This window comes from Micromonospora sp. DT233 (genome assembly GCF_049841815.1).
In the GTDB taxonomy this organism is placed as follows: domain Bacteria; phylum Actinomycetota; class Actinomycetes; order Mycobacteriales; family Micromonosporaceae; genus Micromonospora.
The window spans coordinates 67,149-89,441 of sequence record NZ_JBNCLB010000018.1 but is presented as its reverse complement, the minus strand read 5'-3'; the positions used below and the strand labels follow the sequence as shown (position 1 = coordinate 89,441).

At 74.3% G+C, this 22,293-nt stretch carries 18 protein-coding genes; 8 read left to right on the top strand and 10 right to left on the bottom strand.

Features of this window, described 5'->3' with window-relative positions:
- Window positions 1–19 precede the first annotated feature (19 nt).
- On the top strand, window positions 20–910 hold the full coding sequence (locus tag ACLQ2V_RS26175) for a L,D-transpeptidase (protein ID WP_425721235.1): 891 nt from the start codon (window positions 20–22) through the stop codon (window positions 908–910).
- Between the two features lie 11 nt (window positions 911–921).
- On the opposite strand, the gene ACLQ2V_RS26170 is transcribed toward ACLQ2V_RS26175, so the two are convergent.
- Window positions 922–1,176 (bottom strand): hypothetical protein, encoded by a 255-nt coding sequence (locus ACLQ2V_RS26170; RefSeq protein ID WP_425721234.1) that lies wholly within the window; start codon window positions 1,174–1,176, stop codon window positions 922–924.
- A gap of 495 nt (window positions 1,177–1,671) precedes the next feature.
- Here ACLQ2V_RS26170 and ACLQ2V_RS26165 point away from each other — a divergent pair, with 495 nt between their 5' ends.
- The gene (locus ACLQ2V_RS26165) at window positions 1,672–2,550 is read left to right on the top strand and encodes a helix-turn-helix domain-containing protein (protein ID WP_425721233.1); all 879 of its coding nucleotides are present in this window, start codon (window positions 1,672–1,674) and stop codon (window positions 2,548–2,550) included.
- Complete coding sequence (locus ACLQ2V_RS26160; RefSeq protein WP_425721232.1) at window positions 2,543–2,743, top strand: DUF397 domain-containing protein; 201 nt, start codon at window positions 2,543–2,545, stop codon at window positions 2,741–2,743. Before ACLQ2V_RS26165 ends, ACLQ2V_RS26160 begins: the two co-directional genes overlap by 8 nt.
- A gap of 49 nt (window positions 2,744–2,792) precedes the next feature.
- On the opposite strand, the gene ACLQ2V_RS26155 is transcribed toward ACLQ2V_RS26160, so the two are convergent.
- A complete protein-coding gene (locus ACLQ2V_RS26155; protein ID WP_425721231.1) occupies window positions 2,793–3,275 on the bottom strand; it encodes a hypothetical protein in 483 nt (160 codons plus the stop codon).
- A 342-nt stretch (window positions 3,276–3,617) separates the two neighbouring features.
- On the opposite strand from ACLQ2V_RS26155, the gene ACLQ2V_RS26150 reads away from it, so the two are divergent.
- Window positions 3,618–3,794 carry a type II toxin-antitoxin system VapB family antitoxin gene (locus tag ACLQ2V_RS26150; protein WP_425721230.1) on the top strand — a complete coding sequence of 59 codons (177 nt, stop codon included), beginning with the start codon at window positions 3,618–3,620 and terminating at the stop codon, window positions 3,792–3,794.
- A 59-nt stretch (window positions 3,795–3,853) separates the two neighbouring features.
- On the opposite strand, the gene ACLQ2V_RS26145 is transcribed toward ACLQ2V_RS26150, so the two are convergent.
- Window positions 3,854–5,926 carry a prolyl oligopeptidase family serine peptidase gene (locus ACLQ2V_RS26145; protein ID WP_425721229.1) on the bottom strand — a complete coding sequence of 691 codons (2,073 nt, stop codon included), beginning with the start codon at window positions 5,924–5,926 and terminating at the stop codon, window positions 3,854–3,856.
- Window positions 5,927–6,043: 117 nt separating this feature from the next.
- Here ACLQ2V_RS26145 and ACLQ2V_RS26140 point away from each other — a divergent pair, with 117 nt between their 5' ends.
- Entirely contained in the window at window positions 6,044–7,189 is a 1,146-nt protein-coding gene (locus tag ACLQ2V_RS26140) for a site-2 protease family protein (protein ID WP_425721228.1), read from the top strand.
- Between the two features lie 79 nt (window positions 7,190–7,268).
- On the opposite strand, the gene ACLQ2V_RS26135 is transcribed toward ACLQ2V_RS26140, so the two are convergent.
- Entirely contained in the window at window positions 7,269–8,510 is a 1,242-nt protein-coding gene (locus ACLQ2V_RS26135) for an FAD-binding protein (RefSeq protein WP_425721248.1), read from the bottom strand.
- 689 nt (window positions 8,511–9,199) lie between these two features.
- Window positions 9,200–10,129 carry an LLM class F420-dependent oxidoreductase gene (locus ACLQ2V_RS26130; RefSeq protein WP_425721227.1) on the bottom strand — a complete coding sequence of 310 codons (930 nt, stop codon included), beginning with the start codon at window positions 10,127–10,129 and terminating at the stop codon, window positions 9,200–9,202.
- A gap of 219 nt (window positions 10,130–10,348) precedes the next feature.
- On the opposite strand from ACLQ2V_RS26130, the gene ACLQ2V_RS26125 reads away from it, so the two are divergent.
- Window positions 10,349–11,521 (top strand): acyl-CoA dehydrogenase family protein, encoded by a 1,173-nt coding sequence (locus tag ACLQ2V_RS26125; RefSeq protein WP_425721226.1) that lies wholly within the window; start codon window positions 10,349–10,351, stop codon window positions 11,519–11,521.
- A 162-nt stretch (window positions 11,522–11,683) separates the two neighbouring features.
- On the opposite strand, the gene ACLQ2V_RS26120 is transcribed toward ACLQ2V_RS26125, so the two are convergent.
- The 5 genes from ACLQ2V_RS26120 to ACLQ2V_RS26100 all read right to left on the bottom strand — a co-directional run bounded on the left by ACLQ2V_RS26120 (window position 11,684) and on the right by ACLQ2V_RS26100 (window position 20,229).
- The gene (locus tag ACLQ2V_RS26120; protein ID WP_425721225.1) at window positions 11,684–14,935 is read right to left on the bottom strand and encodes a helicase HerA domain-containing protein; all 3,252 of its coding nucleotides are present in this window, start codon (window positions 14,933–14,935) and stop codon (window positions 11,684–11,686) included.
- Window positions 14,932–15,675, bottom strand: a complete 744-nt coding sequence (locus tag ACLQ2V_RS26115) for a hypothetical protein (RefSeq protein WP_425721224.1) — start codon at window positions 15,673–15,675, stop codon at window positions 14,932–14,934. Before ACLQ2V_RS26115 ends, ACLQ2V_RS26120 begins: the two co-directional genes overlap by 4 nt.
- A 6-nt stretch (window positions 15,676–15,681) precedes the next feature.
- The gene (locus ACLQ2V_RS26110) at window positions 15,682–16,791 is read right to left on the bottom strand and encodes a DUF559 domain-containing protein (RefSeq protein WP_425721223.1); all 1,110 of its coding nucleotides are present in this window, start codon (window positions 16,789–16,791) and stop codon (window positions 15,682–15,684) included.
- Between the two features lie 94 nt (window positions 16,792–16,885).
- A complete protein-coding gene (locus ACLQ2V_RS26105; protein ID WP_425721222.1) occupies window positions 16,886–19,420 on the bottom strand; it encodes an FtsX-like permease family protein in 2,535 nt (844 codons plus the stop codon).
- Window positions 19,417–20,229, bottom strand: a complete 813-nt coding sequence (locus ACLQ2V_RS26100; RefSeq protein ID WP_425721221.1) for an ABC transporter ATP-binding protein — start codon at window positions 20,227–20,229, stop codon at window positions 19,417–19,419. Before ACLQ2V_RS26100 ends, ACLQ2V_RS26105 begins: the two co-directional genes overlap by 4 nt.
- Before the next feature lie 140 nt (window positions 20,230–20,369).
- Here ACLQ2V_RS26100 and ACLQ2V_RS26095 point away from each other — a divergent pair, with 140 nt between their 5' ends.
- Both ACLQ2V_RS26095 and ACLQ2V_RS26090 read left to right on the top strand, forming a co-directional pair.
- Window positions 20,370–21,644, top strand: coding sequence for a sensor histidine kinase (locus tag ACLQ2V_RS26095; protein ID WP_425721220.1), 1,275 nt, complete (start codon window positions 20,370–20,372; stop codon window positions 21,642–21,644).
- Window positions 21,641–22,282, top strand: coding sequence for a response regulator (locus tag ACLQ2V_RS26090; protein ID WP_425721219.1), 642 nt, complete (start codon window positions 21,641–21,643; stop codon window positions 22,280–22,282). The genes ACLQ2V_RS26095 and ACLQ2V_RS26090 overlap by 4 nt, the downstream gene beginning before the upstream one ends.
- Window positions 22,283–22,293 lie beyond the last annotated feature (11 nt).

The following is a 22,293-nucleotide window of genomic DNA, read 5'->3' as shown; positions in this document are numbered from 1 at the left end:
CAGCCGTTACAGTGTTTTTGTGCTCTTTGCCCGGATCGCCTCCCGGCGGGCGCTCGGCTGGGCGGCCGCCGCGCTCGGCGTACCGCTGCTGGTCGCCGCCGCGCTGCTCGGCGGCCGGGCGCTCACCCCCGACCCGGTGCCCCCACCGCCCGCCGCCCCACCCGCGCAGGCCGCGCCCGCCGACGAACCGGTGCCGGCCGCCGCGCCCGCGCCGGCCGACCTGCCGGTCGTCGACTACGACCCCGCGCCCGGCGGCTTCCCGGCCGACCCGCGCCCGCTGGAGACCGCCGGGCTCGCCGAGGGCCTGACCCCCACCCGCAGGATCCCCGCGTACGACGCCCCCGGCGGTCGCCCGCTGGCGTTCCTCGCCCCCACCATCAGCGGCGTCCCGCTGACCGTGCCGATCGTGCAACGCCGGGCGGGCTGGACGGCGGTGCTGCTCCCCTCGGCCAACCGGCAACTCGCCTGGCTGCCGCCCGGCGACGACGACCGCAGGGCCGTCGCCCTGCGCGACCAACTCGTGGTGGAGCGCCGGGCGCACCGGCTGCACTGGCACCGCGACGGCCGCACCCTGCGGTCCTGGCCGGTCAGCCTCGGCGCGAACGGCCAGGCCACCCCGCTCGGGCGCACCTTCGTCCTCGGCCGCACCCCGCCGCCCGAGGAGGTCTACGGCGGGGTGGACATCCTCGCCCTCGGCGCGCTCCCCGACGACCCGGACGCGGTCCCGGCCGGGCTGCGCGGCGCGCACATCGGCCTGCACTCCTGGCACGACGACGACACCCTCGGCGAGGACGTCACCAACGGCTGCATCCGGCTGACCCGCAGCGCCCAGCGTGAACTCCTCGCCGAGGTGCGGCCGGGAACGAGCGTGGTGGTCGTCGAGAAACTGCCCACGTCACCGCCTACCTGACGCGGGCCGCCTCACCGCAGCCTCGGTCGCCGGGAGCACTCGCCGTCATGATCCGGCCGGAGCAGGCAGCGTCGGCCGCCGGACAACAACCGGTCACAGAAGACCCAGTGGCGTACGTTCTGGTCGTCCTCGGCCGAAACGGTTGTTCCGCCCGGCTCGGTCTGCGGCAGGACGTGCGTCCAATGCGCCACTACCCGGGCGAGCCGTTGGGCGGAGAGCAGGTCGTTGGCGACCACCGGCAGGTGGATGACGAAGCGCTCGCTCACCGGCCCTGCTCCCGTTCGTCGCGGCCTGGACCCCGCTCGGACTGCCACTGGCACAGCACCAGCTTGATCCGACTGGTAACCGGGCCGTAGACCGGTCGCCGGCCGTGCCGGGCCCGGCGAAAGAAGACGCTCAAGACAGGACCTGCCTCTCGTCGAGATTGACCTGTGGAAGGGCGGGCCCACCGGCCCGCCGCGCACCGGCGGACCCACCCGGCACCTGCCATCGCAGCTCAGATCAGCGGTACGACAGCAGGGCACACATGGCCGCTGAGCAGCGAGAACTCCACAGTGACCGCACAAGGAGTGAAGCACCACGTCATCTCAATTGCAATGTGTCAACAGCGCTGCCCAGGACGCGATGTGGCAGAGGTCGAGTACACGCCGTGATGTGTCTATTGCTTATGAGACAGAAGCACGGTTCAATTGGGCGCACTGCTGTCGACGGATGACCACCAGCGGAGGCAAAGAGTGTCACAATCAGTGACCGCATCTACGATGTTGCGACGGCAGATCGGGCGCAAGTTCGAGTCGCTTCGCAAGGCGGCCGGGCTGACGATGGAACAGGCCGCCGAGCGCCTGGATCGGGCGCGAGCGACGCTGCACCGGATCGAGAACGGCGCGGAACACGTCCGCTTCAGGCAGGCTGACGTGCAGCAGATGCTCGATCTCTACGGCGCCTCCGCCGAGGATGCCGAGCTGCTTCTCGCGATGACGGCAGCCACCCGGGAGAACAAGAACTGGTGGCACGACTACATCGGCTCCGGACTACCGCGCTGGTTCCAGCTCTACATCGGACTGGAAGCCGGGGCATCGAACATCCGGCAGTACGAGGCGGAGTTGGTTCCCGGTCTACTCCAGACCCGCGCCTACGCGGAGCAGGTCTTCCGGATGCCCGGCGGTGCGGTCGACTCGAAAGCCACGGACGAGCAGCAGCGAGCCGTCCAGCTCCGAGTCGAACGGCAGGCACTTCTCACCCGGTTCTCCGCCCCGCAACTGAGCGTGATAATCAACGAGGCCGTGTTGCGCCGCCCGGTGGGCAGCAACACGATCATGGCCGAGCAGCTACAGCAGATCCTGAAGGCCGCAGAGCTACCCAACGTGACCGTGCAGGTACTGACTTTTTCTACCGGTCTACACGCCGGCGCGATGGCCGGAGCGTTCTCGATCTTGGACTTCCCTCAGGACAGCGGGGGCAAGGAGGTGGAACCACCGGTGGCGTACCTGGAAGCCGCCACCGGGGCGATCTACCTCGACAAGCCGCACGAGACGGCCGCGTACAACGCCATCTGGACCGACATGGCGAGCCGCGCCCTCAACGAGTCACGCTCCAAGAGCCTCATCCAACAAGTTGCAGAGGAGTACTCCCGTGCCTGAACTAACCGGTGCTCGCTGGCGCAAGTCCACCCGCAGCAACAACGGCGGCAACTGCGTCGAAGTCGCCGACAATCTCTCTGGCATCGTCGGGCTGCGCGACAGCAAGAACCCGACCGGCCCGGCACTGGCCTTCACTCCGAGCGCTTGGTCCGCCTTCGTGTGCGGCGTCAAGACTCATTCCCTCAGCCGCTGACGCTAAGTCACGCCGCCTCCGCATCATCGGAGGCGGCGTGCTGATCTCACTAGTCCGACACCAGAATCAGGTCGAGCCCTTGATCCGGGTGATACGTCCACGACGCCCGGATCTTGCCCCACTGAGCCGCCTGCTTACCGTCGAGGGCGCGAGTGGACGACATCTCAGAGACGACATGGTCGGGCGTCTTCAACTCCTCCAGGACACAGCGGATATCCATGGAGGTGAGGCCGGAATCTTCTTCTCCTCCACCGTCGAGGATGAGGGATTTTCCCCCGTCCCCCACCCTTGCATCGCCTGAGCCCAGCAAGCACTTCTCCTTGGCAAGCACCAGGCTGGACTTGCCCTTTTCCTCGCCTGCACCGTCGCCAGCAGGGCGGAAGATCAGGGCGCCCACACCAACACCAGCCCCGAACAGCAACACGCCTCCCACGACCGCAGCAACAATCTTAGACTTCCAGATCGGCTGCACAGGTGCCGGGACCGGCTCACCAAGCGATTCGGCAAGCGCTCTCAACTGCCCGTAATTCATCGAGTCAATTTGAGCATCCGTTGGATACGGATCATCTGACCGCTGAGGGCCAGGAGCTTCAGGCGTCACTAATCATCCTTACAAAAATTCTACGTGGCGCGATATTTCAGCATTATCCGGCGGGGTCAGAATGGTAACTACCTAACGGCGGCCGCTCGCCACAACCTGGTAACGCAGCACGATCTCGCGGAGGCCGTTGCATGTTTTTATCAGGACGCCAAGCCAGGGGCCAGCCAGCAAGGTGTCGACAACCTGACAGACCCGCTACCCCGATCGAGACTTGCAACCGGGCCAGTGGGCAGTTGAAATACCCGCCCGGTTGCCATCCAGACGAGGAGAGCCATGGCCCGAACCATACGCGGCGACGATAAACTTCCTGAGGGTGCAGCGGAAGCCATCCGCACCACCGCCAAGGAGACCACCGCCGACGCCGCGTCGAAGGCAGTCGCCGATCGGGAGAAGCGGCGGGCGTTCGCCGACTGGCTCAAGAGTGGCGGGCTACCCGGCCTCATCGAGTAAGCCGGAATTACCAGACGAGTCGCAGCAACTCCTGACGACCACCAAAGCTTGCGGACTGATCAGCGGGTCTCCGGGACGGATCGTCCAGGAGGTACCTCTGCTCCCGCTTCCCCGCCCAGGTTGCGCCACAGGAACTCCAGCGTCAGCGCCCGCACGAACGCGCGCTGCGCGCTGTTCGCCGCCGCCCCGTGCCCGCCCTCGACGTTCTCGTAGTACGCCACGTCGTGACCCAGCTCGCGCAGCCGCGCCGCCATCTTCCGGGCGTGCCCCGGGTGCACCCGGTCGTCGCGCGTCGAGGTGACCAGCAGCAACGGCGGATACGGCCGGTCGGCGCGCACGTTGTGGTACGGCGAGTACCCGCGCAGGTAGGCCCAGTCCGCCGGGTCGTCCGGGTCGCCGTACTCGGCCATCCACGAGGCCCCGGCCAGCAGCCGGTGGTAGCGGCGCATGTCCAGCAACGGCACGTGCGCGACGACCGCGCCGAAGAGCTCCGGGTAGCGGGTCAGCATCACCCCGGTCAGCAGGCCGCCGTTGCTGCCGCCCTCCACGCCCAGCCGCGCCGGCGTGCTGATCCCCCGCTCGGCCAGGTCGGCGGCCACCGCCGCGAAGTCCTCGTACGCGCGGGGTCGGTTCTCGCGCAGCGCGGCCCGGTGCCAGCGGGGGCCGTACTCGCCGCCGCCGCGGATGTTCGCCACCACGTAGGTGCCGCCGCGCGCCAGCCAGCCCCGGCCGAACGCCTGCGGGTACTGCGGGGTGTGCGAGACCTCGAAGCCGCCGTACCCGGTCAGCAGGGTCGGCCCGCCGGCCGCATCGGGGTCGCCCACCACGAAGTACGGCACCCGGGTCCCGTCCGCCGAGGTGGCGAAGAACTGCCGCTCGGCCAGGGTGTCGGCGGCGAAGAACGCCGGGGCCCGCTTCAGCGTCTCCGCCGTGCCGCCGACCCGGCCGAGCCGCAGGGTCGCCGGTTCCCGGAACCCCTCGGATGCCAGCAGGTATTCGTCGCCGGTGTCCGGGTCGGTCTCCACGACGCGGGTGTGGCCGGACTCGGGCACGCCCGGCAGCGGCTCGCGCCGCCACCCCGCCCCGTCGGGGGTGAGCAGCTCCAGCCGGCTGCGTACGTCGGCGAGGCTGACCAGGATGAGGTGGTTGCGGGTCCAGGCGTGGCCGCCCAGCGCGGTGCGCTCGTCCGGCCGGAACAGCACCGTCAGCTCCCGAGCACCGGCGAGGAAGTCGTCGAACCGGGCGGCCAGCAGCGTGCCCGCCGGATGGGTGACGCCCTCGACCGTCCACGGCGAGCGGAGCCGGATCACCAGCCATTCCCGGTGTACGTCCCACTGGGCGTCGGCCGGCACGTCGATGCGTACCCGCTCGCCCGCAGCCGTCAGCAGGTGGCTCTCGCTGCGGAAGAAGTCCAGCCGGCGGGCCAGGAAGGCGCGCTCGAACCCGGGGGTGTGGTCGTACGAGCCGTACACGGCGACGTCGTCGGCCTGCCCCTCGAAGACGACCTCGGCCGCCGCCAGCGGGGTGCCCCGCCGCCAGCGCCGGACCGTCCTCGGATAGCCGGAGGTGGTCAGCGACCCCGGCCCGAAGTCGGTGGTCACGAAGATGTGATCGGCGTCGATCCAGCAGACCGTGCTCTTGGCCTCGGCGAGGGTGAAGCCGTCGGCGACGAAGGCGCGGCCGGTCAGGTCGTACTCGCGCACCACCACCGCGTCGGAGCCGCCCCGCGACAGGCTGACCAGGCAGCGGTCGTAGCCGGGGCGCAGCACCGTCGCCCCGTGCCAGACCCAGTTCTCGCCCTCCTCGGCGGCCAGCGCGTCCAGGTCGAGCAGCACGTCCCACTCCGGCTCGGGCCGGCGGTACTGCTCCAGGGTGGTGCGCCGCCACACCCCGCGCGGGTGCGTCGCGTCGGTGCGGAAGTCGTAGTAGAGGTGGTCCCCGCGCCAGCGCGGGTAGGCGATGCGCTCGTCGGAGTCGAAGATCTGCCGGAGCTCGTCGCGCAGGGCGGCGAAGCGTTCGCCCCCGGTCAGCGCGGCCAGGGTCTCCGCGTTGCGTTCCCGCACCCACCCGGCGGCCTCCGGGCCGTCCAGGTCCTCCAGCCAGAGGTACGGGTCGTCGTCCTCGTCGGTCACCCTCGTCACCCTTGCCACTATCCCCCCACCCGTCAACCCGACCGTCCCCCCACGCGTCGGGACGAATGGGACCGCCCGGTCGGGCATGGGCGGCGGTCGGCGGGGTATCACCCGAACATGAGGGCGACTTTCCGGATCGGTCGGATCGCGGGCGTGCCGGTCGGGGTCAACTGGAGCGTCCTGGTCATCTTCCTGCTGATCGCCTGGGGACTGGCCGCCAACCAGTTCCCCCGGTCGTACCCGGACCGCCCCGGCTGGGCGTACGCGCTGGCCGGGTTGAGCGCCGCGGTGGTCTTCTTCCTGGGGCTGCTCGCCCACGAGGTCTCGCACGCGGTGGTCGCCAAGCGCAACGGCCTGGAAGTCTCGGGGATCACCCTGTGGCTCTTCGGCGGGGTGGCCGAGCTGCGCGGGGAGGCCCGCGACCCCGGGGCGGAGCTGCGCATCGCCGGCGTCGGGCCGCTGGTCAGCCTGATCATCGGCGTCGTCTTCGGCGGCGTCGCCGTGCTGCTGGCCGTGGCCGGGTTCGGTGGGCTGTGGCTCGGCGCGCTGGCCTGGCTGGCCGGCATCAACATTCTGCTGGCGGTCTTCAACGTGCTGCCCGCCGCCCCGCTGGACGGGGGCCGGCTGCTGCGCGCCGCCGTCTGGAAGGTCACCGGCGACCGGACCAGGGCGTCGGTGGTGGCGGCCCGCGCCGGCTGGTTCCTCGGCGCGCTGCTGATCGGGCTGGGCCTGTGGCAGTTCCTGGCCGGGGCGGGCTTCGGCGGGCTCTGGCTGGCGCTGATCGGCTGGTTCCTGATCGGGGCCGCCACCATGGAGGAGCGGCAGGCGAAGGTGGGCAGCGCGCTGCGCGGGGTGCGGGTGGCCGACGTGATGACCCCGCAGCCGCAGACCGCCTCGGCGGAGATGAGCGTGGCCGACTTCGTCGACAACTACTTCTTCGCGTACCGGCACTCCGCCCTGCCGCTGACCTCCCCCGACGGGCGGCCGGTCGGCCTGGTGACCCTCGCCCGGGTCCGGGCCGTCCCGGCCGACCAGCGCGCGCAGACCACGCTGGCCGACGTGGCCTGCCGGGCCGACCAGCTCGTGCTGGCCACGCCGGAGGAGGCGCTGACCGACCTGCTGCCCCGGCTCAGCGAGTGCGCCGACGGCCGGGCGCTGGTGGTCACCGACCAGCGGCTGGCCGGCATCGTCTCGCCCAGCGACATCAGCCGCGCGGTGCAGCGCGCCAGCCTCCGCGACCCGTCGACCGCCCCCCGCCCCTGAGCCCGTTGGAGGCCGCCGGCCGCGCTCAGTCGCGGGGTCGGGGTCAGTCGCGGGGTCGGGGTCAGTCGCGGGGTCGGGGTCAGTCGCGGGGGAAGTAGCGGTCCAGCAGCGGGGTGCGGAACTTGCCCGCCGGGTCGGCCTCGCGCAGCAGCGCCAGGAAGTCGGCATGCCGAGGGTACGCGGCGGCGACCGCCGCCGGGTCCAGCGTGAAGACCTTCCCCCAGTGCGGGCGGGGCGTGAACGGGGCCAGCCGCCCCTCCACCTCGGCCAGCACCGGGGCCACCGCGTCGGCATCGTCGACCCAGGTGAAGTGCACGGCGAGGCTGTCCCGCCGGTACTGCGGGCTCAGCCACAGCTCGTCGGCGGCCACCGTACGCAGCTCGCAGACCTGGAGCACCTCGGCAATCCGCTCCGCCACCGGGTCCAGGGCGGCCAGCGCCTCGGCCGCCGCCGCCCGGGGCAGGTGGTACTCCGACTGCAACTCGTCGCCGCTGCTCGGGGTGAAGCCGAGCCGGAAGTGCGGCAGCCGGTCGTGCCACGGGCCGGGCTCGCCGAGCTGGGCGGTGCAGTTCTCCGTGGGCATGCCGGGCACCGGATGCACCGGCCCGGCCGCCGCCGTGGTGCCCAGCCAGTCGGCGGCCGGCGGCGGGGCGTCCGCGAGCTGCTTGCGCCACACCTGACCGATCCGGCCGCCGCGCCAGTCGGTGAAGAGACTCACGCTGTACGCCGACGCGAACGCCTCGTCCAGCGCCGGGCGCGGCAGGTCGAGCCGGACGTACTGCCGCACGTCGAAGGCGGGCACCACGTCCAGGGTGACCCGGGTGACCACGCCCAGCGCGCCCAGCCCCACCACCATCCCGGCGAACCGGTCGCCGTCGGCCTCCCGGCGTACGGTCAGCAGGTCCCCGTCGGCGGTGACCAGTTCCAGGGCTGCCACGGCGGTGGCCAGGTTGCCGATATCGTTGCCGGAACCGTGGGTGGCGGTGGCCACCGCGCCGGCCACCGAGATGTGCGGCAGCGACGCCATGGTCGGCAGGGCGTACCCGGCGGCGTGCAGTTGGGTGGCCAGGTCGCCGTAGCGCACGGCGGCGGCCACCGTCACCCTGCGCCGCCGCGGGTCCACCTCGACGGTGGGCGGCAGCCCGGCCAGCGACACCAGGTCCCCGACGGTGTCACCGAACCGGTTGAACGAGTGCCCGCTGCCGACCGCCCGGACCCGCTCGCTGCCGGCGACCAGCCGGCGCAGCTCGTCCACGCTGGACGGGCGGTGCCGCCGCGCCGCCGCGTACCGGACGTTGCCGGCCCAGTTGCGCTCCGGCACGCCGGCCGGTGGTCCCTGTTCCCCTGCGCCCACGGCGTCCCCCCTTCGCCCGGGCATCATCCCGCACCCCCGCCCGTCCCGAAACCCACCCGCACCCCCGTCCGAGACCGCACCCCCACCCACCCCGAGTCCCACCGACATCAACGCCGCCCTCGACAAGCCCGCCCCGCCCCGCCCCGCCCCGCCCCGCCCCGCCCCGGAGATCTTGGAGCCAAATGGCCCCCATAGGGGCCGTTTCCTACCAAGATCTTCATGTTTCCCGTCGAGTGGAACATGGTTCCCGACATTCGGGCTCGCTGAAGGGATCAAGCCCTCCACTGGATTCCTCGGCCCCGCATACGCGCAGCCGGGGCGTGGGAACGCCCCCGGAGTGCAGCCAACCGGGCAGGTCTAGCCGTCATGGCTGGCCTGGCCCGCCCCCCGGAATCCCCCTTGGCCCTCTCCACGTACGGCATATCGCGCTCTCCAGGAGCGAAAAAAAGCCCGTTGTGCCGCACATTGAGTGGATCAAGGTGGGCCCGGACACCCCGGAGTGCACCGCGTGCCGGAATCGCCGACGACGGCGCACGCGGCGCGGGGCGGCGAAGGGCAGCGCGGGGCGGTGAAAGGCGGCGCAGGCGGTGAAGAGCGGCGCGGGCGACGAAAGGCGGGGCGACGAAAGGCGGGGGCGCGGGGCGCGCGTAGCCCGCTCAGAGTTGGGGCATCACCTCGGCGGCGACCAGCTCGACCTGGTCCAGGTCCGCCAGATCGAGCAGCTGCAGGTAGATGCGCTCGCTGCCCGCCTCCGCGTACCGGCCGATCTTGTCGACGACCTCGGCCGGGGTGCCGGCGAGACCGTTCTCGCGCAGCTCGGCCGGCTCCCGGCCGATCGCCTCGGCCCGCCGCCGGATCTCCGCCTCGTCCCGGCCGCAGCACAGCACCAGCGCGTTCGACCAGCGCATCTCCGCCGGGTCGCGGCCGATGTCGGCGCAGGCGGCCCGGACCCGCTCGAACTGGGCCACGGTGTCGGCGACGGAGACGAACGGCAGGTTGAACTCGTCGGCGTAGCGGGCCGCGAGGCGGGGCGTGCGCTTGGGCCCCATGCCGCCGAGCAGAATCGGTGGGCGTGGCTGCTGCACCGGCTTGGGCAGGGCCGGCGAGCCGGTCACCGGGTAGTGGCGGCCGGCGAAGTCGAACGTCTGACCGGAGGGCGTCGCCCAGAGCCCGGTGATGACCGCGAGCTGCTCCTCCAGCCGGTCGAACCGCTCGCCGACCGACGGGAACGGGATGCCGTACGCGGTGTGCTCGTCGGCGTACCAGCCGGTGCCGATGCCCAGCTCCACCCGGCCGCCGCTCATCTGGTCGACCTGGGCGACGGTGATCGCCAGCGGGCCGGGCAGCCGGAACGTGGCGGCGGTCATCAGGGTGCCGAGCCGGATCCGGGACGTCTCCCGGGCCAGGCCGGCCAGGGTGGTCCAGGCGTCGGTCGGGCCCGGTTCCCCGCTCGCCTCCCCCATCATCAGGTAGTGGTCGGAGCGGAAGAAGGCGTCGTAGCCGGCGTCCTCCGCGCAGCGGGCCACGGCGAGCAACTGGTCGTAGCTGGCGCCCTGTTGGGGTTCGGTGAAGATCCGCAAGTCCATCCCCCGAGCATAGGGAGCCCGCCGGAGCGCACGAGCGCCTTCCCCCGACGCCCACGGCTCAGTCGCGAGGCCGCCGAGACGCCCGACCGGCCGGTACTACCGTCCCTTCCCGCCGGGACGCCGGGCGGCCGACCGTGTGGTGGTCGGTACCGCAGGTTGGTGCCGTCACCCCGCAGGCGTCGGCAGTGACGCCGCGACGCCAGTGAGCAGGAGGCAGCCATGGACGACCAGGACCGGACGCGACTGATCGGCGCGGTACGCGAGCTGGCCCCGGAGTTGAGGCGGCGGGCCGAGGAGATCGAGGCGGCCCGGGAACTCCCCGCCGACCTGCTCGCCCAGCTCCGGGCCGCCGGCTGCTTCCGGATGTTCGTGCCGCGCAGCCACGGCGGGTACGAGGCGGACCCGCACACCGGCCTTGCCGTGCTGGAGGAGTTGGCCCGCGCCGACGGCTCCACCGGTTGGACGGTGATGATCGGCGCGGAGACCCCGCACCTGCTGGCGCTGCTGCCCCGGGACCGGTTCGACAAGCTCTACGCGCAGGGCCCGGACGTCGTGGTGGCCGGCGGTTTCGCCCCCCAGGGCCGCGCCGAGCTGGCCGACGGTGGGTTCCAGGTCACCGGGCGGTGGGGGTTCGCCAGCGGCGCCCGGCACGCGGACTGGATCTTCGGCAACTGCCTGCTCACCGGCGACGGTCAGCCGCTGCCCGGCCCGGACGGGCAGCCGGGGCAGCTCCGCTCGATGCTGCTGCCGGCCCACCAGGTGACGGTGCCGGACACCTGGCACTCCCTGGGGCTGCGCGGCACCGGCAGCCACGACGTGCAGGTGGACTGGGTGTTCTGCCCGGTGGAGCAGAGCTTCGACCTGTTCACCGGCACCCCGTGCGTGCCGGGGCCGGGCTTCGTCGCCCCGCTGGCCCAGTTCGTGCTGCACCTGGGCGCGGTGGCCGTCGGGATCGCCCAGGGCGCCCTGGACGAGACCGTCGCCCAGCTCGGCGGCGGCCGGCAGCGGTTGTACGCCCGGCAGTCGCTGGCCGACTCGCCGGCCTTCCGGGTGCAGCTCGGCCGGACCGACCTGACCGTCCGGGCCGCCCGCGCGCTGCTGCGGTCGCTGGCCGACGAGCTCTTCTGGGCGGCCTGCGACAACGACCCGGCCGCGATCGACGCGCTGCGCCCGCGAATCTCGGCGAGCCTGCCCTGGGTGACGCAGGCCGCCACCGCCGCCGTGGACGCCTGCTACCGGGCGGGCGGGGGCGGCGCGGCCCGGGACTCGTCGCCGGTGCAGCGCCGCTTCCGGGACATGCACACCTTCGGCCAGCACGCGGCGGCGGCCGAGGGCTGGCTGGGCAACAACGGCGCCCAGTTGCTCGGCCGGCCGGTCGAGTTGGCGTACTAGGGACCGGCCGCGTGCCGCCGGGACCCGGCACGCGGCCACGCCAACCGCCCGGCACGCGCCACACCAACCGCCCGGCACGCGGCCACGCCAACCGCCGGCACGCGGTCACGCCCTCCGCCCGGCACGGGGTCAGGCCGTCCGGCGCGGGTCAGCCGGCGCGGGTCAGCCGGCCCGGTCGATCACCTCCTCGGGCGTCAGCGGCGCCTTGGGGTGGTGGGTCAGGCAGAGCGGGGTGTCGACCTTGACGAACGGGAAGCCCTCCCCCGCCACGTAGAACTGGCCGCTGGTCAACAGCCCGATGTCCGGCATCCGGCCGCCCTTGGCCTCGGCGAGCTGCCGGGCCGCATCGATCTGCGCGGGGGCGTTGAGCAGGCCGAAGAACTGGGTGGTGGCGTTGCCGGAGATCCGGTTGTGCAGGCCCTTCGGGGCCTGGGTGGCGAAGACCAGCCCGAGGCCGTACTTGCGGGCCTGCGAGGCCAGCGCGATGGAGCTGGCCGTGCAGGCGGTGCCCCCGTTGGACGGGACGAGCGTCTGCGCCTCGTCCATGACGAAGAGCCCACCCAGCGGGCGGTCCCCGGCGGGGTGCCGCTTGATCCAGGCGAAGAGCGCCATCTGCAACTGGTTGACGAAGCTCTGCCGCTCCTGGTCGGAGGTGAGCCCGACGAAGCTGACCACCGACACCCGGGCCCGCTTGCCGGGCGCCGGGGTGAGCAGCAGACCCGGGTCGGCCGGGGCGCCGGCGCCGCCGAAGAGCGGGTCGGTGACCATTGCCGCCTTCAGTGCCTCGGCCAGCTCCAGGGCCAGCTTGTCGGCCCGCGCCAGCCGGCTCACCCCGTCGGGCAGGTCGGTGAGGAACTCGGTGAAGCCGGGCAGGCCCACCATGCCGGTCCTGGCGTAGGCCAGCAGCGCCTCCGTCAGCACGGCCTTGCCCTGCTGGGCCAGCCGGGTGGGGCGGTCCACCCCGGCGCGGGGCGCGAGCGCCTCCACCGCCGAGCGGATCGCCTGGTCGAACTCGTCGGGCGAGTCCCGCACCGGGCCGAAGTCGGGCAGCGGCTGGAAGCTCAGCGGTCGGCCGGCGACGACCCGGGGCGTCCAGACCACGACCTCGGTGTCCGCCAGGTAGTCCCGGGCCGCCTCGTCGTCGCCCGGCCCCCAGCCAGCCGGCGGCTGCGGCCACGCCTCGCCCAGCCGGGCCAGGTCGTTGTTCGGGTCCAGCACGATCGCGGAGACCCCCTGCCGGGCGCACTCCTCGACGATCCGCCGGATCAGCACCGTCTTGCCGGAGCCGGAGCCGGCGAAGATCACGGTGTGCCGGCGCAGCGACTCCAGGTTGAGGTGGAACGGCTCCCGCCGCTCGGTGGTGTGCCCCAGCCGGATCGTCGCGCCCCCGTCGCCCGCCGGCCGGCCGTCGCCGGCACGATCCGACACCGACCCGTCTGCGGTACGCGACGCTGGCGGGTCACCCCGGCCCGCCGCCGACCCAACGGTGGAACCCGGTCCCGTCCCCTCGGCCCGCTGCGGGGTCGACGACCCGCCGGGGCCGGTGACGGCCGGCGCGCTCTCCGGGTCGCCGGCACCGTTGACGGCCGGCGCGCTGTCCGGGTCGCCGAGGACCGCGCGGAACAGGGCGGTGCCGCCGGCCGGGCGGCGGGCCACCAACCACTCCTGGTACGCCGCGTCCGGGCGCGCGCCCAGCTCGCGCAGCGCCGCGAAGACCCGCAGGTCCGCCTCCGGCACCGGGCAGCTCGTCCCGCCGGAGGCGTGGAACGCCGCCAGCACCTCGGCCGTACGCTTCCCCGTCGGCCAGGGGCCGTTGCGCAGCAGCACCAGCCGGCGCTGCGGGTACTGCCGGTCCAGCCCCGCCATCGTGGAGGCCGCCCTGATCCGGGCGATCGTGGCGACGGCGTTCGAGTGGGCGATGGCCCGGAAGCACCAGTGCGCCTCGTTCTCGGTGGCCTCGTCCAGCACCTCGATCAGCCGGCCGTGCAGCGCCGGCCGGCGCCCCGGCGGCGGGTCGTGCTTGTACGTGGCCCCGGTCGGGGCCTGCTCGGCGATCCAGGCGGCCAGCCCGGCGGCCAGCAGCGGCGGCAGGTGCTCGTCCTCGGTGCGGTGGTCGAGCGCCGGGCCCACGTCGGCGGCCTCGACCAGCCGGGCGAACCGCTCGTCCAACGGCCGCAGGTCCACCGCCCCGGTCGCCGGCGCCGGTGCCGGCGGCGGTTCGCCGCCGTCGATCAGCCGCTCCAACACCGCTACCTCGTCGGCGTCGCGGCACCAGGAGACGTGCCGGTCCACCCGGCGCAGCAGCGCCCGGGGGGTCAGGTTCGGGGCGTCGGCGAACGCCTGCGGGCTGACCGGCCACGTCGGGGTCGGGGGCGTGAAGCGCAGCGCGGCGAACGCGGCGGTGAAGCGCTTCTCCACGATGGCCAGCCCGATCTCCGGGGTGGGGATGCGGTCCGGCAGAACGGAGACGCGGAACCGGTCCGCGACCGAGGTGGGCGCGCTGCGGATCAGCAGCTCCCAGGTGTCGGGCAGGCAGGAGACCACCACCAGCGACCGGCGGGTCACGTCGCGCAGGGTCAGCAGCCCGTCGGCGATCGGCCCGAACGCGGTCGCCTGGGCTTCGTCCAGCTCGGCGCGCGGGTCGAACATCGAGGTGCTGGTCTGGGCGAAGAGGGTGTCGAGCTGGTCGAGGGCGATCACCGTCGGGTCCAGCGTCAACGCCATCAGTCGGGAGATGTCCTGGACGATCTGTTGCGGGGTGCAGAGCCGGGGAGTCAGCCCCCAGGCCGCCCGGCCCGCCGGGTCGCCGGGCTCGCTGATCAGGTGGGCGTACCCGACGTCCTGGTCGTCGAAGTCCCGGGAGCCGTGCAGCACCAGGGCCCGCGCGGTGTCCTGGCAGTCCCGGCCCACCTCCCGGTGGTGGGTCCGCAGGGCCCGGATGAAGGTGTCCAGGTCGTCGCGGCTGAGCGGTCGCAGGCCGGCCACCGCGTCGCGGACCTCGGCCGGGATGCCGAGCTGCGAGGTGAGCCGGCGCAGGAACTTGCGCAGCTGGGTGCCCCAGCCGTAGCCCTCCCGGCCCATCCCCTCCACCATGGCCAGCGCGACGCTCGCCCAGAACGTCTTCCCGCTGACCATGTTGACCAGGAAGAAGTAGCCGCCGTCGCGCTGGATGCGCTCGCGGACCGCGCCGAGCAGGTGGGTCTTGCCGGACCCGGCCCGGCCCTGCATGGCCACCCCGAGGGGGCGGCTGGTGTCGTCGGTGCGGGCCCGTGCCACCCCGCGCAGGATCTCGGCGACCACCCGCTCGTGCAGCTCCGGCACGTCGTGCGGGGCGGGACGCCAGACGTCGTCCGGGGTCACCGCCGGGTTGAACGTCAACGCCTCCAGCGCGGTGCGCTCGTCGTCGCCGATCATGCCGCCCCGATCGACAGCATGTGGTTGTCCTCCTCGCCGATGCGTACCGCCGCCGCCCGGTCCCGGGCGGTCAGCGACTTGCTGTTGGCGACCGGGATGATCCGTACGCCGGGCTGGCGGACCAGCGCCCGCAGCGCGGCGTCCACGGCGGCCCGGTCGGTGTCGCCGAGGCGCTCGCGCAGGTCGGCCAGGCCGACCCAGCCGCCGGGGGCCTTGGCCAGCTGCCAGTACGCGGCCCGGATCAGCTCCGCCACGTCGCCGCCGCCGGGGGCGGTGGTGGCGGGCCTCGTGGGCGCGGCGGCCTCGGCTGCCGCGGCCGGCGCGACGGTGGTGGCCGGCGCGACGGTGGCCTCGGCGAGCTGCGGCGGCGCGGTGCCGGTCTGCTTGAAGAAGTCGGCGTGGCTGATCCGGAGCCGGTCCAGGCCCCGGTGCAGGTTCGTCAGCAGGGTGAACAGGGACCGGCTGGCCGACTTGCCCGCCTTGGGCGGGGCGCCGGTGTGCAGCTCGCGCATCACCCGCCAGCCCTCGTCGGTCAGCTCGTGGCTGAACGTACGACGGGACTTGTCGGTCTCGACCAGGCCGAGGTCGACCAACGCCTTGTTGTCCTTGCCGGTGAGGGTGAAGCCGGCCAGCTCCCGCAGCTCGGCGTTGCTCAGCTTCCGCGCCTCCACCATCAGCACGACCAGCGCGTTGATCTGGTTGGGAGTCAGCTTCGGAAGCTCAGCGGTGTCGCTCGACATGGTGCCTCATTCCTGTACGGGGTGCGCGCCGGCCGCGCGCCGCCGGGCCAGCAGGTCCCGGATGCTCCGGGCCACGGCCTCGACGTCGGCCAGCACCTGCTCGTTGGTGAACCGGAGCACGTCGAGCCCGAGCAGTTGGAGCTGGACGTCGCGCCGCCGGTCGTCGGCGAACATCATGCGCCCCCGATGCTCCGGGCCGTCCACCTCGACCGCAAGACCCTCGACCGACCAGAAGACATCCAATCGGTACGACCGGCCCAGCGGGTGCCACTCGTAGACATGGTTCCACCGCCGGCCCCGGGCCCAGTCGTGCGGGGCGAGGGCCCGTTCCAGGGCCTGCTCGGCGGCGCTGTCCGGGCGCGGCGTCCCGGCCACCGGCGGGTACGCCAGGCCGGTCCCGCCCGTCGCGTCGTCGTCGGAAACCCGACGGGGGCCCTGCGCCAACTCGACCAGGTGCGCCGGGAGCGCGACCGGCACCGACCGGACGCGATCCGTGCCGTGGCCGAGCGGACCGGCGAGCCAGACGGCGCACCGGCCGTGCTGCGCCAGCCACTCGGCCCCCGCCACCAGCACCCGCTCGTCCTGCGGCCCGGCGCCCTGCGGCGGCTCGACCAGCAGCGCCAGGGCGTCCCGGCCGTACGCGTCGGCGAGGACCCGGGCCAGGCCCGCGGCGCGTACCTCGGGGGGAAAGCGCGAGCGACGCCGGGCCCGGCCGCCGACGCCGGCCGCCGTCCGGGGAGTGCTGGGCCGCTCGGCCAGGTCGGCGAGGAACGGGCCGAAGTGGTCGGAGCGGGCGGCGACGCGACCGGCGAGGCTCCGCAGGGCCGCCCGGCCGAGCGCGGTGCCGCCGTCGAACCGGTCGGCGTCGGGCAGCCAGCGCGGCAGCAGCGCCTGGGCGGCGGCCTCCCACTCGTCGAGCACGGCGGCGACCAGGCCGTCGAGGGTCAGGCCGGGCTCGGGGCGGTAGGCGAGCACGGCCGGCGCGGCCGGCGGCAGCGGATCGAGGGCCAGCCGCAGCAGCTCCGGGTCGACGCCCGAGAGGTGGCTGACCCGGCGCGGTGGAACGGAATCCCACCACCGCGCGCCGCCCCCGGTATGCCCGGCCCCACCCCGCATGGTGGGGCACCCTACCGAGCCGTTGACGCCCCCGCCGCCCCCGTCTGACGAATGGCGGCGGACGCCCCGTGAGGGACGCCCGCCGCCGGTGCGGTCACTCGCCGGTGCCCAGGGCCACCGTCGGGCTCACCCGGCTCGCCCGGCGCGCGGGGAGCAGGCCGGCCAGCGCCGTCGCCGCCGCGAGCCCCAGCACCACCAGGGCAAGCGGGGCGGCGGGGAACTCCACGGAGACCTGGGCATCGACCGCCGCCACGGCCAGCCACGAGTACGGCAGGGCCAGCAGCAGGCCGAGGGTGGCGCCGACGACGCCGTACAGCCCCGCCTCGACGGTCAGCATCGCCGCGAGTCGGCGGCGCGACATCCCGACCGCCCGGAGCAGCCCCGACTCCCGGGTGCGCTCCACCACCGACAGGCCGGTGGTGGTGCCGACGCCGACCACCGCGACGAGCACGGTCAGGCCGACCAGACAGAGCAGCACCGTCGACAGCTCGCGCAGCCGCCCGTCGAGGTCGTCGCGGTCGTCGGCGTGCACCTGGATGCTCGCCTCGGGGCCGACGGCGGCCCGCAGCGCCCGTACCGCCGCCGAGCGGGCCTGCTCGCCGTCGTCGGCCACGTCGGCCAGCACCCCGGTCGGCCCGGCCGGGACGCCGAGCCGGTCCAGGTCGGCGGGGTCGACCAGCAGCCCGGCGCTCAGCGGGGTGTCGGCCATGGTGGCGGCCACCCGCAGCCGCACCGACCGGTCGCCCCGCACGACCGTCACGCTGTCGCCCGCTCCGACGCCCGCCGCCTCGGCGACGCTGCGGCGCAGCACCACCCGCCCCGGCCCGGCGTCGGCGAGGCTGCCCGCGCTCACCCCGAACTCTCCCCAGGTGGACAGCGCGGGCAGCTCCAGGTCGGTGGCGGCGAGGCCGTCGAGCTGCACCTGGTCGACCCGCACGTCGGTGCTGCTGCGGTACGGCACCACCCGGTCCAGTTCGCCGACGGCCCGCACCCGCTCCACCAGCCCGGTCGGCAGCGCGGCGGCGTCGGGGGCGGTGACGCCGATGTCGGCCGGGGCCATCCCGGCCAGTTCCCCGCGCGTCAGCGCGTTGAGCGTGGCGCCGCCGATCAGCGCGCCGGCGGTCAGCGTCACCCCGAGCGCGACGACGACGCCCACCGCCGCCGCCCGGCGGGGAGCCCCGCCGACACCGCCGACGGCGAGCCGGCCCAGGGGGCCGAGCCGGCGCAGCGGCCAGCCCAGCACGGCCAGCGCCGGGCGCACCAGCAGCGGCCCGAGGGCGACCAGGGCGGCGTACGCCAGCGCGCCGGACGCCACGATCACCAGCAGCGGCCCGAGCGGGTCGTAGTTCTCCGGGTTGGGGCCGGGCAGCATGCTCACCACCAGGGCTGCCACCAGCGCCGCGCCGGCGGCCAGCAGGATCCCGGTGACCAGCCGGAGCCGGCCGATGCCGCGCCGACCGGCCGTGGTGCTGGCCGTGCGCAGCGCCTCCAGCGGGGCGACCCGCACGGCGGTGACGGCCGGCGCGAGCACGGCCAGCGCGGTGACCCCGGCCGCGCCGAGGACCACGGCGAGCGCCGCCCCCGCCGGGTGACCGGGTGCGGCCACGTCGAGGCCGAAGACCCGCAGCAGCGGCGGCAGCGCGTGGCCGAGGGCGTACGCGCCCAGCACGCCGGCCAGGCCGGCGACGAGGCCGGTGAACGCGCCCTCGGCGATCAGCGCCCGGAGCAGGCCGGCGCGGCCGGCCCCGACGGCGCGCAGCAGGGCGAGCTGGCGCATCCGCTGGGCGAAGACGATCCGGAAGGTGGAGACGGCGACGAGGACGGCGGCCACCACGGCGATCGCGATGAACATCGTGGCCAGGGCGAAGAGGTTCCGGACCCCCGCGACGGCCCGTTCGGCCTCCTCCTGGCGGACCTCCGCGCCCGAGCGGACCTCCGGCGGCGCGCCGGCCGGCGTCGCGCGGCTCAGCGCGGCGGTGACGGCGGCGGTGACCTGGGCCGGGTCGGCGTCGGGGGTGAGCCGCAGCTCGATCTGGCGCAGCCCGTCCCGGCCGGCGAGGCGGGCGGCGAAGGTCTCGGTGGTGTAGCCGGTCGTGCCGTAGTCGTCGCGGGTCGTCACCACGCCGACGACGGTCAGCGTGACCGGCTCGTCCCGCCCGGCCGCCGCCAGCCGGATCGTGCCGCCGACGGCGAGCCCGAGCCGCTGCGCGGTGCGCGGGGTGACGGCGATCTCGTCGGCCGCGTCGGGGTACTCGCCGGAGCGCGGCCGGACCGTGGCGAGCGGGCCGGAGCCGGGGTCGGCGTACACGGAGATCCCGTCGCCGCCGGTGCCGGGGAACTCGTGGAAGCTGTCGGTGCGGCCCACCGCCTCGGCCACCCCCGGCAGCTTCCGGGTCGCGGCGAGGGCCGCAGCGCTGACCCCGTCCTCGCCGGAGACCAGCAGGTCGACCGCCGCCGGGGTGCCGCCGACGTCGGCGAGCACGGTCCGCTCGGCGATCTGGTACCCCAGCACGCTGCCGAAGACCACGAACGCCGCGACGACCACCGCCAGCCCGGTCAGCAGGGTCCGGGCCGGGCGGCGAGCCGCGTCGACGAGTTGGGCGCGCAGCAGGCTCGTGCGCCGGGTCACCGGGTCACCGCCGGGTCGCCCAGGGCCGGGTCGTTCAGGATCCGTTCGTGCCGGGCCTCGCCGCGCAGGGAGACGGCGTGCAGGGCCGCGATGATCGAGGCGCGGTCGGGCGAGGCCAGGTCGCCGGCGATCCGGCCGTCGGCCAGCAGCACCACCCGGTCGGCGTACGTGGCGGCGGCCGGGTCGTGGGTGACCATGACCACGGTCTGACCGAGGGTACGCACGCAGTCGCGGAGCAGGTCGAGCACCTCCGCCCCGGCGCGGGAGTCCAGGTTGCCGGTCGGCTCGTCGGCGAAGACGACCTCCGGGCGGGCGACCAGCGCGCGGGCCAACGCGACCCGCTGCTGCTGACCGCCGGAGAGCTCGCTGGGGCGGTGGGTCAGCCGGTCGCCGATGCCCAGCGCGTCCACCACGCGGGCGAGGAGTTCCCGGTCGGGTTTCCGGCCGGCCAGGTCGAGCGGGAGGGTGATGTTCTGCACCGCCGTGAGCTGCGGCAGCAGGTTGAACGCCTGGAAGACGAAGCCGATCCGTTCCCGGCGCAGCCGGGTCAACGCCCGGTCGGACTGCCGGCCCAGGTCGGTGCCGCCGAGCAGCACCTGCCCCGAGGTCGCCGTGTCCAGCCCCGCGAGGCAGTGCATGAGGGTGGACTTGCCGGAGCCGGACGGACCCATGATCGCGGTGAACTCGGCGCGGCGAAAGCCGACGGAGACGCCGTCGAGGGCGCGTACCGCCGTTTCTGCCTTGCCGTACACCTTGACCAGGTCGACGGCCGCGACGGCCGGGGTCGGGTCCGGATGGTGGGTGGTCATGATTCCTCCAGCTCTGACGGGACCCGGCAAGCCTGCGTTGCCGCAGGTGGGGGGCGCATCGGTCCGCAGTCGGACCCACCGTGCGCCGGGTCCGTCTTTCGGCAGATCCCCCGGTCCGGCCGAGTGGCTACCGTGGGCTGGTGATCTCACTTCCCCGCCGCCGGTGGCACCGGGCCGGGCAGGCCGCCGCCCTGCTCACCATGGCCGTCCTCGGGTTGGCCGACGTCGGCGGCGGTTGGATCTTCCCCGTCGGCGGCACCTTCGCCGTGCCGGCCGCGCTGGCCCAGGTCGCCCTGGCGGTCGCCACCGCGGCGGTGTGGCTGACCGCGCACCCGCAGCACTCCCGCCGGCTGGCGGCGGCGGCCGGCGCGGTGGCGGTGTGGTCGCTGGCCACCACCGTGCTCTACGGCTACCTGCGGCTCAGCGGCGGGTTCGGCGGCCGGGTGCCGCTGCTGACGGCGGCCCAGATGTGGGGGTTGGCGGAGTCCTGCGGGCTGCTCGGGACGGTCTTCGTGGTCGCCCGGCGGGCCGCCACGGTGCCGGCGCTGTTCGCCGTCGCCGCGACCGGCCTCGCCGTCACCCTGCTGCCGCTGCGCGCCGGGGTCGACAACGGCCACCTGCTGATCGGCATGGGGTACGCGCTGCTGGCCGCCGGGGCCGCCGCCGCCGGCATGTACCTGCGGCTGGTGGCCAACGCCCGGCAGCGGCAGCTCGCGACGGTACGCGCCGAGCAGCGCGCCGAGTTCGCCCGGGACCTGCACGACTTCATCGCCCACCACGTCACCGGCATCGTGGTCCAGGCGCAGGGCGCCCGGTACGTCGCCGCACAGGACCCCGAGCGGGCGGTGGCCGCGTTGGAGCGCATCGAGCACGCGGGCGCGGAGACCATGGCGGCGATGCGCCGGATGGTCGGGGTGCTCCGCGACCCCGACGCTTCGCCCGACGCCCCGATGGCGCCCCTGGCCGGGGTGGCCGACCTGCCGGAACTGGTCGCCGACTTCACCGCCGCCGGGCCGGCGCGGGCCCACCTGCACACCGACGGGCCGCTCGACGGCCTGCCGGTCGACGTGGCGTCCTCGGCGTACCGGGTGGTGATGGAGGCGCTGACGAACGTCCGGCGGCATGCCACCGGGGCGAGCCGGGTCGACGTGCGGCTGCGCCGTACGCCACGGTCGTTGCTGGTGCGGGTGGTCGACGACGGGTCGGGGCGGCGCGGCGGCCGGCGGGGTTTCGGGCTGGCCGGGCTGGCGGAGCGGGTGGAGGCGCTGGGCGGGCGGCTGCGGGCCGGCCCCGGCGACGACGGAGGCTGGGTCGTGCTGGCGGCGCTGCCACTGGACGACCGGCCGCTGCCGGCGGACGCGCTGTCGCCTGATCCGCTGCCCGTCGGGGTCGACGAGGCGAGGAGCGGCCGATGATCAGGGTGCTGGTGGCCGACGACCAGGCCATGGTGCGGACCGGGTTCGGGATGATCATTGACGCGCAGCCGGACATGGAGCTGGTCGGCGAGGCCGCCGACGGTGTCGAGGCGGTCGAGGCGGCCCGCCGGCTCCGCCCCGACGTCGCCCTGCTGGACATCCGGATGCCGAGGCTCAACGGGCTGGACGCCCTGCGCCAGCTCGCGGGCCCCGGCGTCGTCGACCCCGTCCGTGTGGTCGTCGTGACCACCTTCGATCTCGACGAGTACGTGCACACCGCGCTGCGCAACGGCGCCTGCGGCTTCCTGCTCAAGGACTCCGGCCCCGCGCTGCTGGTGGAGGCCGTGCGGGCCGCCGTCTCCGGCGACGCGCTGATCAGCCCGTCGATCACCGTACGGCTGCTGCGGCACCTGAACCCGCCCGCGACGGGCCCGGCCGACGACGGCGGCCTGTCACCCCGGGAGCTGGACGTGGTGCGGCTGGCGGCGCGGGGCGCGACGAACGCGGAGATCGCCGCGCGGCTCTTCATCTCCGTCGGCACGGTCAAGACGCACCTGGGCAGCGTGCAGGCGAAGCTGGACGCCCGCAACCGGGTGGAGATCGCCGCCTGGGCCTGGGAACACCGCCTGGTCGGCTGACCGGATCAGCG

What these genes read in the sequence shown, in the direction of transcription:
- ACLQ2V_RS26165 (WP_425721233.1), top strand. Translation starts at nt 1,672, where the DNA reads ATGTTGCGACGGCAGATCGGGCGCAAGTTCGAGTCGCTTCGCAAGGCG.
- ACLQ2V_RS26090 (WP_425721219.1), top strand. Translation starts at nt 21,641, where the DNA reads ATGATCAGGGTGCTGGTGGCCGACGACCAGGCCATGGTGCGGACCGGG.
- ACLQ2V_RS26155 (WP_425721231.1), bottom strand. Translation starts at nt 3,275, where the DNA reads ATGAATTACGGGCAGTTGAGAGCGCTTGCCGAATCGCTTGGTGAGCCG.
- ACLQ2V_RS26115 (WP_425721224.1), bottom strand. Translation starts at nt 15,675, where the DNA reads ATGTCGAGCGACACCGCTGAGCTTCCGAAGCTGACTCCCAACCAGATC.
- ACLQ2V_RS26125 (WP_425721226.1), top strand. Translation starts at nt 10,349, where the DNA reads ATGGACGACCAGGACCGGACGCGACTGATCGGCGCGGTACGCGAGCTG.
- ACLQ2V_RS26130 (WP_425721227.1), bottom strand. Translation starts at nt 10,129, where the DNA reads ATGGACTTGCGGATCTTCACCGAACCCCAACAGGGCGCCAGCTACGAC.
- ACLQ2V_RS26150 (WP_425721230.1), top strand. Translation starts at nt 3,618, where the DNA reads ATGGCCCGAACCATACGCGGCGACGATAAACTTCCTGAGGGTGCAGCG.
- ACLQ2V_RS26120 (WP_425721225.1), bottom strand. Translation starts at nt 14,935, where the DNA reads ATGATCGGCGACGACGAGCGCACCGCGCTGGAGGCGTTGACGTTCAAC.
- ACLQ2V_RS26100 (WP_425721221.1), bottom strand. Translation starts at nt 20,229, where the DNA reads ATGACCACCCACCATCCGGACCCGACCCCGGCCGTCGCGGCCGTCGAC.
- ACLQ2V_RS26110 (WP_425721223.1), bottom strand. Translation starts at nt 16,791, where the DNA reads ATGCGGGGTGGGGCCGGGCATACCGGGGGCGGCGCGCGGTGGTGGGAT.
- ACLQ2V_RS26140 (WP_425721228.1), top strand. Translation starts at nt 6,044, where the DNA reads ATGAGGGCGACTTTCCGGATCGGTCGGATCGCGGGCGTGCCGGTCGGG.